9 protein-coding genes are annotated in these 12,913 nt (G+C 66.2%); 4 read left to right on the forward strand and 5 right to left on the reverse strand.

What is annotated here, in order from left to right:
• Window positions 1-115 precede the first annotated feature (115 nt).
• Window positions 116-880, reverse strand: a complete 765-nt coding sequence (locus C1Y63_RS10950) for a hypothetical protein (RefSeq protein WP_106016498.1) — start codon at window positions 878-880, stop codon at window positions 116-118.
• 158 nt (window positions 881-1,038) lie between these two features.
• Here C1Y63_RS10950 and hflX point away from each other — a divergent pair, with 158 nt between their 5' ends.
• Both hflX and C1Y63_RS10960 read left to right on the forward strand, forming a co-directional pair.
• Entirely contained in the window at window positions 1,039-2,631 is a 1,593-nt protein-coding gene (hflX, locus tag C1Y63_RS10955) for a GTPase HflX (protein ID WP_199189111.1), read from the forward strand.
• 129 nt (window positions 2,632-2,760) lie between these two features.
• The gene (locus tag C1Y63_RS10960; RefSeq protein WP_106016490.1) at window positions 2,761-4,044 is read left to right on the forward strand and encodes a uracil-xanthine permease family protein; all 1,284 of its coding nucleotides are present in this window, start codon (window positions 2,761-2,763) and stop codon (window positions 4,042-4,044) included.
• 266 nt (window positions 4,045-4,310) lie between these two features.
• Here the strand turns inward: C1Y63_RS10960 and C1Y63_RS10965 are convergent, their stop codons facing one another.
• From C1Y63_RS10965 to C1Y63_RS10980, 4 genes are all read right to left on the reverse strand, one after another.
• Window positions 4,311-4,580: an HPr family phosphocarrier protein gene (locus C1Y63_RS10965; RefSeq protein ID WP_106016491.1), complete on the reverse strand. Its 270-nt coding sequence runs from the start codon at window positions 4,578-4,580 to the stop codon at window positions 4,311-4,313.
• 644 nt (window positions 4,581-5,224) lie between these two features.
• Entirely contained in the window at window positions 5,225-7,273 is a 2,049-nt protein-coding gene (locus C1Y63_RS10970; RefSeq protein ID WP_106016492.1) for a fructose-specific PTS transporter subunit EIIC, read from the reverse strand.
• A 120-nt stretch (window positions 7,274-7,393) separates the two neighbouring features.
• Window positions 7,394-8,368, reverse strand: coding sequence for a 1-phosphofructokinase family hexose kinase (locus C1Y63_RS10975; protein WP_106016493.1), 975 nt, complete (start codon window positions 8,366-8,368; stop codon window positions 7,394-7,396).
• The gene (locus tag C1Y63_RS10980; protein WP_106016494.1) at window positions 8,365-9,144 is read right to left on the reverse strand and encodes a DeoR/GlpR family DNA-binding transcription regulator; all 780 of its coding nucleotides are present in this window, start codon (window positions 9,142-9,144) and stop codon (window positions 8,365-8,367) included. Before C1Y63_RS10980 ends, C1Y63_RS10975 begins: the two co-directional genes overlap by 4 nt.
• 229 nt (window positions 9,145-9,373) lie before the next feature.
• On the opposite strand from C1Y63_RS10980, the gene ptsP reads away from it, so the two are divergent.
• Both ptsP and C1Y63_RS10990 read left to right on the forward strand, forming a co-directional pair.
• Entirely contained in the window at window positions 9,374-11,065 is a 1,692-nt protein-coding gene (gene ptsP, locus C1Y63_RS10985) for a phosphoenolpyruvate--protein phosphotransferase (protein ID WP_106016495.1), read from the forward strand.
• Window positions 11,066-11,373: 308 nt separating this feature from the next.
• Entirely contained in the window at window positions 11,374-12,867 is a 1,494-nt protein-coding gene (locus C1Y63_RS10990) for an IS1634 family transposase (protein ID WP_106016496.1), read from the forward strand.
• Window positions 12,868-12,913: the final 46 nt, after the last annotated feature.

Genomic DNA, 12,913 nt, shown 5'->3' on the forward strand with positions numbered 1-12,913 from the left:
CGCCACCGGCCCCACCCCCTGGGCGCGGTGACGGCAGCAGCGATTGTGCACACACGCCCAGAGGGTGAAGCCGGGGAGAAAAAGGGATGCACCACGGGTGGCGCAGCGTCGTGCCTTAGTGGCTACCGCACCCGCCGGAGCCGCACCCACAGCCACCAGAACCACAGCCATCGCCGTCGCCACACCCCGCCGGGGGCTTAATGCTGCCCACCAGCATCGCCGTGCCCGCCACAATCGACCCGGGTGCCGGCAGCGCCGGCGTATCCGGAATACACACATCCATCGGAACCGGGGAGATCACATCCAGGTGGATGAAACGCTGATTCGTCAGCGCCGTGTAGCGGTACTCCGCCCCGACGACTTCCACCGCGATCTGCGCGGACGCATCCGGCACCCGGGAACCATCGCCGGTCGCCACCACCGCCGCGCCCTGCGACACCACCAGGCCGACAGCCTGCCCACCGGCAGCCCGGAACGCCTCCGAATTATCAAACACGGCCACATCCATCCCCATCGCCGTCAACGCCAACTGCTCCCACTCCAACGTCGGCTCCTCCACCAACAGCGGGCCTTGGGCCAGGTTGCACGTAATCGTCGAGATCGGGGTGCCGTTATCCGTCACAATCTCCGCCAGCGCCAACACGTCATTGACCATCGTCACGTGCGCATTCGCGGCCGCCGTCGACGCGAACCCCGCATAGGTGGCGTACGGCTCGACCGCCAGCATGTTGAGCTGCGCTCCCGAAGGATCAGAAAACTGCACCAGCTGGCCACCCCGGATCTCCCCGGTGACCTCCAGGCGACCGGAAGCGATCGCCGCCTGCATCGCCTGCTGCCAGGTGTCGAAACTCATGCCAATGCTTGCAAGTCCGTATTCCATGCAGCCCATGGTAGCCCCGCGCCCAGCCAACACCCACCCCCAGCATCCGGCAGGGGGCGTGTTCGCTCAGGGCATGCGCGCCGGGCGGGTGCGACCTGCACCATTGTGCCTGCGGGAGGTAGCGCCCCCTCAGCCCAGCATGAAACAATGGTCTCCTGATGAGTGCACATAATCACAATGTTTCCCCGGGGGATGCCGCACGCGAGCGCCTGCTGGATGAGGCGTTCGCCGACATGACGGACACCGCCACCACCCAGCGGGACGCGGCCACCGACGCCGCCCATTCGCTCGACAGCCTGCTGGAGCCAGCCCCCGACGCGCCGACGACCGGTGAACTCGACCTGGAGGCCCGCTCCAGTCTGCGCCGGCTGACCCGTGGGTCGAATATTCACGACACGGAGCAGTCCGACGGCTACGACGTGGAGTACCGCAAGCTGCGCCTGGAGAAGGTGGTGCTCGTGGGGGTGTGGACGCACGGCACCCTGGCGGAGATCGACGCCAACATGGAGGAGCTGCGGGCGCTGGCGGAAACCGCTGGCTCCGAGGTCACCGAGATGCTCTACCAGAAGCGCGACAAGCCGGACGCGGGCACCTACATCGGGTCCGGCAAAGTCAAGGAACTCAAGGAGATCGTCCAGTCGACGGGCTCCGACACCGTGGTGTGCGACGGCGAACTGTCCCCGGGCCAGATGATCGCCCTGGAGAAGGCGCTCGACGTCAAGGTCATTGACCGCACCATGCTTATCCTCGACATCTTTGCCCAGCACGCGAAGTCGAAGGAAGGTAAAGCCCAGGTCGCACTCGCCCAGATGGAATACCTCATCACCCGCGTGCGCGGCTGGGGTGGGGCGCTGTCCCGCCAGGCGGGCGGCCGTGCCGGCTCGAACGGTGGTGTGGGTCTGCGTGGCCCCGGTGAGACGAAGATCGAAGCCGACCGCCGCCGCCTGCGCCAGGACATGGCGAAGCTGCGGAAAGAACTGGCGGGCATGAAGACCGCCCGTGACGTCAAGCGGGCGAAGCGGCAGGGCTCCACCATCCCGCAGATCGCGATCGCCGGCTACACCAACGCCGGCAAGTCCTCCCTCATCAACGCGATGACGGGGGCGGGTGTGCTGGTGGAGGACGCGCTGTTCGCCACCCTGGATCCCACGACCCGCCGCGCGGAACTCGCCGACGGCCGCGCCGTGGTGTTCACCGACACCGTCGGCTTCGTGCGGCACCTGCCGACCAGCCTGGTGGAGTCCTTCCGCTCCACCCTGGAAGAGGTCGTCGACGCGGACCTCGTGCTGCACGTTGTGGACGGTAGCGATCCTTTCCCGCTCAAGCAGATCGACGCGGTGCGGACCGTTATCGCCGACATTGTGCGGGAGACCGGTGGGGACGCCCCGCCGGAAATCATTGTGGTCAACAAGATTGACGCGGCAGACCCCCTGGTGCTTGCGGAGCTGCGCCACGCCGTCGATGATTGTGTGTTTGTGTCCGCGAAAACCAAGGAGGGCATCCCCGAGCTGGAGGCCCGGGTGGAGTTGTTCCTCAACTCCCTTGACGCTCACGTCACCCTGCTGGTGCCGTTCACCCGCGGAGACATTGTCGCCCGCCTGCATGAGCAGGGCACGGTGCTGGAGGAAACCTACCGGGAGGACGGCACCCTCATGGAGGTGCGCCTGCCGGGCTCGGTGGCGCAGGAGCTGCGCCACCTCCGCGTCGACGCCGACGGACACCCCCTGCCCGCCGACGAGGACGCCGTGTAAGGCGCTCCGCACCGGATAACAGCCGTCGGCGCCGTCTGCGCCGCGCCCGCCCCGTGACAACGACCCGTGCGTCTTTGTCCCGGGGCGGGTTTTGTTTCACCCGCCGCCAGCCTGCGATAATGGCGGCTCGTGAACACTTCCTGGGGTTGGACCGTCCACGGCGACGGCAAAACTATTGCACCGGGCGCAGTCGTCGCCCCCGAAGAACGACTCGCATGGTCCCGCACGATCGGGATCGGCATGCAGCACGTCATCGCCATGTTTGGTGCGACGCTGCTGGTGCCCACCCTGACGGGGTTCCCCGTCAACACCACGCTGCTGTTCAGCGGCCTGGGCACCATGCTGTTCCTGCTCATCACCCGCAACCGCCTGCCCTCCTACCTGGGTAGTTCTTTTGCGTTCATCGCGCCGCTCATGGCGACACAGGGCGACGGCATTGCCGCCCAGCTCGGCGGCATCGTCGTCGCGGGCCTCGTCCTCATCGCCGTCGGCGTGGCGGTGAAAGTCGCCGGCAAGAGGGTCCTCGATGCAGCGATGCCGCCCGCGGTGACGGGTGCCATTGTGGCGCTCATCGGGTTGAACTTGGCGCCGGCGGCGACGAAGAACTTTGCGGAACAGCCGCTTGTCGCGCTGGTGACCTTGGTGACGATTCTGCTGGCGACCGTTGCCGGTCGCGGCATGGTCGCCCGCCTCGGCATCCTCATCGGCGTCATCGTCGGCTGGGTGTTCGCCGCTCTCTATGGGGCGCTGCCGGAGGGCACCTCGGAGACCATTGCGGCCGCCCCGTGGGTGGGATTGCCGCAGTTCCACACCCCGCAGTTTGAGCTCTCTGCCATCCTGGTGACACTGCCGGTGGTCATCGTCCTCATCGCGGAGAACGTCGGCCACGTCAAGGCAGTGTCCGCGATGACGGGCCGCAACTTGGATGACCTGGCGGGCGATGCGCTCATCGCCGATGGTTTGGCGACGACTTTCGCCGGCGGTTTCGGCGGCTCCGGCACCACCACCTACGCGGAGAACATCGGTGTGATGGCGGCGACGAAGGTGTACTCCACCGCCGCCTATTGGGTGGCGGCCGCCACGGCAGTGGCGTTGGCGTTCATCCCGAAGTTCGGGGCGCTGATCTTCACCATTCCTACGGGTGTGCTGGGCGGCGCGACGCTCGTGCTCTACGGTCTCATCGGCATGCTGGGTGTGCGCATCTGGCAGGACAATGACGTGAACTTCAACAACCCTGTCAACCTCACCACCGCCGCAGTGGCGCTCATCGCCGGCATCGGCAACCTCACCCTGACGGTGTTTGGTGTGGAGCTCGAGGGTATTGCCTGGGGTTCCGCCGGCATCATCGTGGTCTACCCGCTGTTGAAGAAGGCCTACGAGGTCCTCGGGGAGGGCAAGGGCGCCCGCTACTAGCCCGCGGATCGGACAGACACTGCAACACCCCGGACTCCTCGGTGCCGATATCCTGCCGCATGTCACGGCAACGGCGCGTGGGTGGAGCTTCCGGGGTGTTGTGCTGTGCGGTGACGATCCTGTCCCGCTGGCGCCACCGGCGGGCCAGCCACCCCGGAGCGACGCGATAGGGGAGCGGGCGGACAGACGACACCCCCGGCGGAACCAAGGCGGTTCCACCGGGGGTGTGCGTGTTACTGGCCCTTCGGGGTCAGTCCAGTGGGGTGTTAGGCGTCGAGGTCCTGCTCGATGAGGGCAGCGATCTTCTCCACGGCCTCCGGGTTTTCGGAGGTGACGACGACCTGGTCGCCGTTCTCCGCGCCGAGAGCCATGATCATGAGGGAGGAGGCAGCCTCGGTGGGATCGTCGTCGTCCTCTTCACCAACGAGAGCGAGGAAGATGTCCTCGTCGAACTCGCTGGCAGCCTCAGCGATGATGGAGGCGGGGCGGGCGTGGAGGCCGACGGAGGAGCCGACGGTGACGGTCTTGGAAGCCATGGTGGCAAACCTTTCTAGGACGTGTAACGTGTGACCCCCTTTCTACCCGGATTCTCAGCCGCGCGCAGAAGCGGCGGGTGGGAGCGGGCGGTGCCGGATGCTGTCGTGGCAGGCCACGCAATATAACGTCGGCACCCGGAGGGGAGTTCACGGGGTTATGAGGGGTGTGCGGCGGGGCTGGTGCACTGCGGCGAACACGGCGTGCGCCGCGCGTCGCTGTGATGTGCCCCGGATACACACGCCGGTGTGACCTAGCTTAGCCCGGATGTGGTTTTTCTGCCACGTCCCCCACATGCCGGCCACGAGGCGGGCGCGCGTCTGCGGCTGGGTCCCAGCGCCAGGCGATGCCACAGCCGTCATGGGGCGATGCCGTTGACGTGCGCCGATGCTCAGCTGGAGTGGCGTGCAGAATACGCCCGCGGCCCACGGGGTGCCGCAGTGGTGGAGCCGCTGAGTGATGTGGGGGTGTGCCCGACTCTGCTTGCTTGATGCCCTGATGCGCGCCCGCAAGGGCCGTCGAGGAGAAGCGAAGAACGCGGGCGGTGGCGCGCAGACAGCCCCCGCCGGAAGGGACCTGCGGGGGCTGCGTGCGACCTCGTGGCGGTGGCGGAGAAGGCCTGCGCCGAGGAGGGTATGTGGGGAGGTTAGGCCGCGTGGGCGGCGTGGGTGGCGGCGTTGTGTGCGGCGACCGCCTTGTTGGGCCACAGCTGCTTGAGCGCCACCACGGCCACCGCACTGACGACGGTGCCGGCGAGGATCGCGGCCAGGAAGCCCCACCACGGGGAGATCGCGAACAGGACGAACAGGCCGCCGTGCGGGGCGCGGGAGCCCACACCGAGTGCCATCGACAGAGCGCCGGTGACCGCGCCGCCGGCCATCATGGCGGGGATGACGCGGAAGGGATCCGCCGCCGCGAAGGGGATCGCACCCTCGGAGATGAACGACAGGCCGAGCAGCCACGCCGACTTGCCGTTCTCCTGCTCTGCGGGGGTGAACAGGTTCTTGCGCAGCACGGTCGCCAACGACAGCGCGATCGGGGGCACCATGCCGGCGGCCATGACAGCGGCCATGATCTTCATGCTGGCCTCGTCGCCGGTCGACAGGCCGGCGGTGGCGAACAGGTAGGCGGCCTTATTGACGGGGCCACCGAGGTCGAAGCACATCATGAGGCCGAGGATGATGCCGAGCAGCACCGCCGAGGAACCGGACATGGAGTTCAGCCAGTCGCCGAGGCCGGTCATGATGTTGGCCAGGGGACGCCCCAGCACCAGGAACATCAGGGCGCCCACGAGCAGGGAGGTGAGCAGCGGAATGATCACCACGGGCATGAGGGAACCGACGATGCGGGGCACGCGCCGGCTGCCAATCCAGGCGGCGATCACGCCGGCGAGGATGCCGGTGACCAGGCCGCCGATGAAGCCGGCACCCAAGGTGACGGAGATCGCGCCGCCGACGAAGCCGGGGGCGATGCCGGGGCGGCCGGCGATCGCGTAGGCAATGTAGCCGGACAGGGCGGCAACGATGAAGCCCATGGCCGCCTGGCCGATCGCGAAGAGCACCGCGCCGAGGTACAGCGCCCACCCGGAGCGGTCGAAGGTCGTGAGCACCCCGTCGACGGTGACGTCGTGGCCCGGCAGGTTCGTCAGGGAGTACTCGGTGGCGATCGTCTGCCAGCCGCCGGCCATGTCATAGCCGCCGAAGAGGAACCCCAGGGCCAGCAGCAGGCCACCGGCGGCGACGAAGGGGATCATGTAGGACACGCCTGTCATGACGGCCTGCTGGATGCGCTTGGCCCATCCGAGCTGCGAATCGGCCTCAGCTTCCGCGGGCGCGGCCGCCACCGCATGGACGCGCGGTGCCTGCGGGTTGCGGGAGGCAGCCACAGCCTCCTCAATCATGAGGCGCGGCTCGTTGATGGCGCGCTTCACACCAGATTCGATGACGGGCTTGCCGGCGAAACGCTCACGATCCTTCACCCCAACGTCGGTGGCGAAGATCACCGCATCCGCCGCGGCGATGACGTCAGCGGGCAGGGGAGTCACGGCGGAGGAACCCTGGGTCTCCACGACGAGGTCGACGCCATCCATCTCGGCCGCGGTCTGGGTGAGCGAATCGGCCGCCATGTAGGTGTGGGCGATGCCCGTCGGGCAGGCGGTGATCGCCACGATCCGGGTGGCAGCGGAATCGGCGGGGCTCGCGGCAGGGGCGGCGGCAGCGGCTTGAGCCGTCTTCTTCTTCGGCGCTGCGTCGAGGACGGCGGTGACCTCCGCGACGAGATCCTCCGGGGTGGCCGCACCCCGCAGAGCCGCAATGAAGTCCTTCCGCACGAGCGCCCGGGCTAGCTTCGACAGGATTTTCAGGTGTTCCTTGCCGCCGCCGGCCGGGGCGGCGATGAGGAACACGAGGTCGGCGTCGCCGTCCGGGCCACCAAAGGCTGCGGGGCGGCTGAGGCGCGCGAACGCCAGCGTCGGTTCCGTGACCGCTTCTGAGCGGCAGTGGGGGATGGCGACGCCACCCGGCACGCCGGTATCCGACTTCGCTTCGCGCGCGAGAGCATCGGCGGCGAGGGTCTGCGCGTTAGTGGCGCGGCCGGCTGCGGCGACGAGCTGCGCCAGCTGGGGGATGACCTCGGCGGGGGTGGCGCCGAAATCGACGTCGAGCCGCACCAGGTCGGGGGTGATGATGGTAGTCATGGTGGGTCCTTCAGGGACGATCGGGCTCTCGGCCCACTGGTTCACAACGGTGGGTGGGAGAGCGAACACAGAGAAAAAGAGAGGGGGAGACACTCAGTGCGCGGCATGCCACGCACCGGGTTAGTCCCGCGGCAGGCGGGTGACGGTGACGTCTTCGGGGTGAATATCGTCGGGCGCGGGGATGGTCGTGCCGGGCAGGGACGCGGCCGTGGAGCCATACGCCATGGCGGACTGCAGCGCCTTGGTTTCGTCGGCGCCGCCCCGGCGGGCCATGACATAGCCGGCGAGGGAGGAATCACCGGCGCCGACGGTGGAGACCACCTCGATGCGCTGCGGTTGGGCGTGCCACGCCCCCTGGGCGTTGACGAGAACCGCGCCGGCAGCGCCCAGGGTGACGAGAACCTCCGTGACACCGCGATCGACGAGGCTGGCGGCGGCAGCTACGACGGGGGCGAAATCACCCTCGAGGGCACGGGCCTCCAGCTCCTCGCCGTCGACGCCGGCGATCTGGCCGAGTTCGATGCCGTTGGGTTTCATCAAGTCCGGGCCGGGGCCGTGGTCGAGAGAGGCAGCGAGTGCCACCAGGGGTGCGTCGGAGGTGTCGACGGCGATCTTGACGTGCGGGAGGTGGCTGCGCAGTTCGGAGACGAGCTGGGCGTACCAGTCGGTGGGGACACCCGGCGGCAGGGAACCAGCCATGACGACCCAGTCGGCGGCTGTCGCCGCGCCGACGAGCAAGCCCTCCAGCTTGGCGATGGTGGCGTGGTCGAGCTCCGGGCCGGGGCCGTTGAGCTTGCTGGTGGTGCCGTCCGGTTCGGTGATGGTGATGTTGGTGCGCACGCGGCCGTCAAAAAACACGGCCTGATACGGGATGCTGTCCTCCGTCACGAGCTTGAGGAAGGGATCGTTGCCGGAGGCAGGGAACAGTGCCAGGGTGTCCAGGCCGGCGAGCGCGCAGGCGTGGGAGACGTTGATGCCTTTGCCGCCGGCGGTGCCGATGGTGGACTGGAGGCGCTGCACCGCGCCGCGGCGCAGCGGTTCCCCCAGCACCAGTGTCTGGTCCGTGGAGGGATTAGGGGTGAGGGTGAGAATCATGAACGGACAACCTTAATGTTGTGGGACTCGAGGAAGTGCTGGTAGTCGGTGGGGAGGCCATCGTCGGTGACGAGGATGTCGATGTCCTCGAACTCTGCGAAGGTCACCAGGTAGTCCTGGTCGAACTTCGACGAGTCGGCGAGGACGACGGTCGTCTGCGAATGTTGGACCATCGCCCGCTTCACTGCGGCTTCCGCGGGGTCGGGGGTGGACATGCCGTGGTGGGTGCTGATGCCGTTGGTGCCTATGAAGGCGAAGTCGGCGCGGAGTTGGCGGATGGCTTCCGTGGCTTGCTCGCCGACGACGGCCTGGGTGTAGGCCTTGATCGTGCCTCCGATGAGGTTGACTCCCGTCATGCCCGCCGCGGCGAGGGTGGCTCCGGCGGGTAGGGAGTTGGTGACCACGGTCCAGCGGTGGCCGGCGTGGAGGGGGATGAGGGCTTCGGCGAGAGCCCCGGTGGTGGTGCCGGCGTCGAGGAGGATGCTGGCGGTGCCCTCAGGCAGGAGTGCTGCGGCCGCGCGGGCGATGGCGAGTTTCTGCTCGGCGTGGGCGTGTTCGTTGTGCCAGTAGGACGTTTCCTCTGCGGCGTTGGAACCCAGGGAGACGGCTCCGCCGTGCACGCGGGAGACTTTGCCTTGCTGTTCGAGGTACGACAGGTCGCGGCGGATGGTCTCCGGGGTGACCTGGTAGCGCTCGGCGAGCACGGCGACGCTGCCGTGTCCGACGGTGGCGATGTGGTCGGCGATGTGACTTCGCCGCTCTCTTACTGTGAGCATTCTCACCTCCATTGGTTTTGGTCGTTGATGCCACAGCCCGGGATGGTGGGGAAAACTCGTCACCATTGAGGGTTTACCAACATCTAAGCACAGATCGGGCGCTAGCGCATCCGAAAACCCACAGAAACATGTTGCTTTTCCCACATTCCGTTTTTGGTTACTGCCGAATCGTGTCTCGACATTGGTGGTATGTTTAAAGAAACCCACAAGTGAGGACAGGAACGCACCCATGAATGATGTGACCTCCGATACCGTCATCAAGGGCACTGCAGTTGTGCCCGGCATTGCTTTTGCCGACGCTGTCTGGATCCGCCCCCGCCCTGAGCTCCCCTCCGCCGGCCCCGTGGTCGCGGAAGAGCAGCGCGATGAAGAAACCGCCCGCTTCGAGGCTGCTGCCGACACCGTCGCCGCTCGCCTCGACGAGCGTTCCGCTGCCGCCGAAGGCGCAGCCAAGCAGGTGCTCGCCGCCACCGCCGGCATGGTCCGCGACCGCGGCTGGCGCAAGGCTGTGAAGAAGAACATCAACTCCGGCCAGCCGGCGGACTACGCCGTCGTCGCCGCCACCACCAAGTTCATCTCCATGTTCGAGGCCGCTGGTGGCGTCATGGCGGAGCGTGTCACCGACCTGCGTGACATCCGTGACCGCGTGATCGCCGAACTGCGCGGCGAGGAAGAGCCCGGCCTGCCGACCGTGACCTCCCCGGTCGTGCTGTTCGCCGACGATCTGTCCCCGGCCGACACCGCAGCGCTCGATACCAACTACTTCGTCGCCCTCGTCACCGAGCTCGGCGGCCCCACCTCCCACACCGCGATCATCGCCCGTCAGCTCAACGTGCCCTGCATCGTCGCTGTGGGCGAGAAGGTCAAGGCCATCTCCGCCGGCGAGAAGGTTCTCGTCGATGGTTCCCTCGGCACCATCACCACCGGCGCCGATCCGGTCCAGGCAGAGAAGATGGTGGAGGACTACCGCCACTTCGCTGAGCGCGTCGCCCAGTGGCGTGGCCCCGCCCAGACCAAGGACGGCCACCGCGTCCAGCTGCTCGCCAACGTCCAGGACGGCAACGCCGCTCGCGTGGCCGCCAGCACCCAGGCCGAAGGTATCGGCCTGTTCCGCACCGAGATGTGCTTCCTGTCCGCCACCACGGAACCCTCCGTCGACGAGCAGGCCTCCGTCTACAAGAAGGTGCTCGAGCAGTTCCCGACCTCCAAGGTCGTCGTCCGCTCCCTCGACGCCGGCTCCGACAAGCCGGTGGCCTTCGCCACCATGGCCGACGAGATGAACCCCGCCCTCGGTGTGCGTGGTCTCCGCGTGGCCCGCGCGAACGAGCCGCTGCTCACCCGCCAGCTCGACGCTATCGCCAAGGCTGCGAACGACCTCGGTCGCGACGAGAATGCCCCCACCTGGGTCATGGCTCCGATGGTCGCCACCGCACGTGAGGCCAAGTGGTTCTCCGATCTGTGCAAGGAGCGCAACCTCATCGCCGGCGCGATGATCGAGGTTCCCGCCGCCGCCCTCATGGCGGACAAGATCATGCCGCACCTGCACTTCGTCTCCATCGGCACCAACGACCTCACCCAGTACACGATGGCCGCGGACCGTATGAGCCCGCAGCTGGCGTACCTCACCGACCCGTGGCAGCCGGCTGTGCTGCGCCTCATCAAGCACACCTGCGACATGGGCAAGAAGTACGACACCGCCGTGGGTGTCTGTGGCGAAGCCGCCGCCGACCCGCTGCTCGCCTGCGTGCTCACTGGCCTGGGCGTGAACTCCCTGTCTGCTGCGTCCACCGCCATCGCCGGCGTGGGTGCACAGCTTGCCGAGCTCGACTTCGCCACCTGCCAGGCTGCCGCCGAAGCTGCCCTCAACGCTGAGGGCGCTACCCAGGCACGTGAGGCCGTGCGCGCTCTCATCAAGGGCTAAGCTTGGGCCCCGGCCGCTCACCAGCGGCCACTCCGCTGCCTGCCGCCCCGACCAGGTGAACTGATCACCCGCGGCAGCAGCACTACTCAGACAGTGATGAAACCCTGGGCACCAGTCGTTGGAGACGGTGCCCAGGGTTTTCTCGTGGCCACACACGCGTGATGGGTGCTGCTGTCGCTGAGACCCGACTTGGCTCACGGCCGGGTGACTAATCTCATATTGACACGCTGACCAGGATGAACGAGATTCAAAAAGTCGAAAAGTGTGCACTAGGGGGCACCCGAATCCGGTCACTAGAGTGAGAAATTATGAGTCCGTTCATCCGGCAGGTGCGCACGACCTCAGGCGCGACGGCAGTTCAAGTGGTCTTCAGCCAACGCGGTGGGAAGAAAAACCTCCGACACGTCGGCTCTGCGCACACCCCTGCAGAACTTGAGCTACTGCTGGCCCGTGCCCGTGAGATCCTTCAAGGTGACCAGCTCGCCTTCGACTTTGGCCTGGTGGAATCCCCTGTAGGGTCCGTCGACAACCCCGTTCCAGTGACGTCGCAACGCGCCGGCTACCTGCTGGATTGCATCGACGCGGTCTACGACACCATCGGGTTTTCCGCCGCGACCGGCAACGACACAGTCTTCCGCGACCTTGTGCGAGCACGCATCATCGATCCCGGTTCTAAGTTGCAAAGCATCGAAACACTCTCTGACGTCGGGGTTCAGTCAGCCAGCTACGCGACCATCAAACGCCATCTGCCGGAATACGCCACCGAACCTTTCCGGGAAGTCCTTAGTCAGGCACTCGCTGGCTTCGCTGGAATCGGGCAAGGATCGCTGGTCCTCTACGACGTGACCACCTTGTACTACGAGACTGACATCCCCGACGACCTGCGTAAACCAGGTTTTTCCAAAGAGCGTCGTGTGGAACCGCAAATCGTAGTCGGGCTGCTGGCTGACGCATCCGGTTTCCCCTTGAACGTCGGGGCTTTCGAAGGCAACAAAGCCGAGACGAAAACGATGTTGCCGGTGATTCAAGCGTTCCAGGACGCCTACCGACTGGAGTCGGTCACTGTCGTGGCTGATGCGGGCATGTTTTCCGCAGCCAACAAAAAAGCTCTCCGCGAAGCGGGGTTGGATTACATTTTGTCGACCAGAGTCCCGAACATCCCGGAAGTGATCAAGCAGTGGATGGAAGAACATCCTGGTCAGAGCTTTAAAGATGGGCAGTCGTGGACGGCGAGCGGCTTTGATGATGCCCGCAGCAGCCGCGCCGAGGGGAAGTCGTTGGTGCACTACGTGTACTCGGAGAAGCGGGCGAAAAAGACGCTGCACGGACTGGAGAAGCAGTACGACAAGGCGCGTACTGTCATCGAAGAGCATCGGTCGGTGAAGTCGAATCGGTACGTGAAGCTGGTGGGGGCTAAAAAGCAGCTTGACGAGGAACTTTACGCCAAGCATCAGACACTAGCTGGGCTGAAGGGGTACGAGACTTCGCGGCAGGATTTAAGTGTTGATGCTGTGTTGGGGGCGTATCGACAGTTGTTGAATGTTGAAAAGTCGTTTCGGATGTCGAAGTCCGATCTGAAGGCGCGGCCGATTTTTGCGTGGAAGAAGGATTCGATCGAGGCTCATTTGAATGTGGTGATGGCGGCGCTTGCGGTGAGTCATGTCTTGGAGCAAGCCTCAGGGATGAGCATTAAACGCCTGGTCAGGGAGCTGCGGCGGTATCGGACTATCGAATTGGATGTTGGTGGTCACACGATGTGGGCGCAGACGCCGGCAGTGTCATACCCTGTAAGCAAAATCTGAGCTTGAGAAGGTCTTGACATGACAACCGCCACCACCACTACCGAGC

The organism is Corynebacterium sp. 13CS0277 (genome assembly GCF_002994655.1).
In the GTDB taxonomy this organism is placed as follows: Bacteria; Actinomycetota; Actinomycetes; order Mycobacteriales; family Mycobacteriaceae; genus Corynebacterium.

Bases quoted from the DNA above. Each gene is read 5' to 3' on its own strand.
- C1Y63_RS10965 (WP_106016491.1), bottom strand. From the start codon at position 4,580: ATGGCTTCCAAGACCGTCACCGTCGGCTCCTCCGTCGGCCTCCACGCC.
- C1Y63_RS10950 (WP_106016498.1), bottom strand. From the start codon at position 880: ATGGAATACGGACTTGCAAGCATTGGCATGAGTTTCGACACCTGGCAG.
- C1Y63_RS10980 (WP_106016494.1), bottom strand. From the start codon at position 9,144: ATGCTCACAGTAAGAGAGCGGCGAAGTCACATCGCCGACCACATCGCC.
- C1Y63_RS10970 (WP_106016492.1), bottom strand. From the start codon at position 7,273: ATGACTACCATCATCACCCCCGACCTGGTGCGGCTCGACGTCGATTTC.
- hflX (WP_199189111.1), top strand. From the start codon at position 1,039: ATGAGTGCACATAATCACAATGTTTCCCCGGGGGATGCCGCACGCGAG.
- ptsP (WP_106016495.1), top strand. From the start codon at position 9,374: ATGAATGATGTGACCTCCGATACCGTCATCAAGGGCACTGCAGTTGTG.
- C1Y63_RS10975 (WP_106016493.1), bottom strand. From the start codon at position 8,368: ATGATTCTCACCCTCACCCCTAATCCCTCCACGGACCAGACACTGGTG.
- C1Y63_RS10990 (WP_106016496.1), top strand. From the start codon at position 11,374: ATGAGTCCGTTCATCCGGCAGGTGCGCACGACCTCAGGCGCGACGGCA.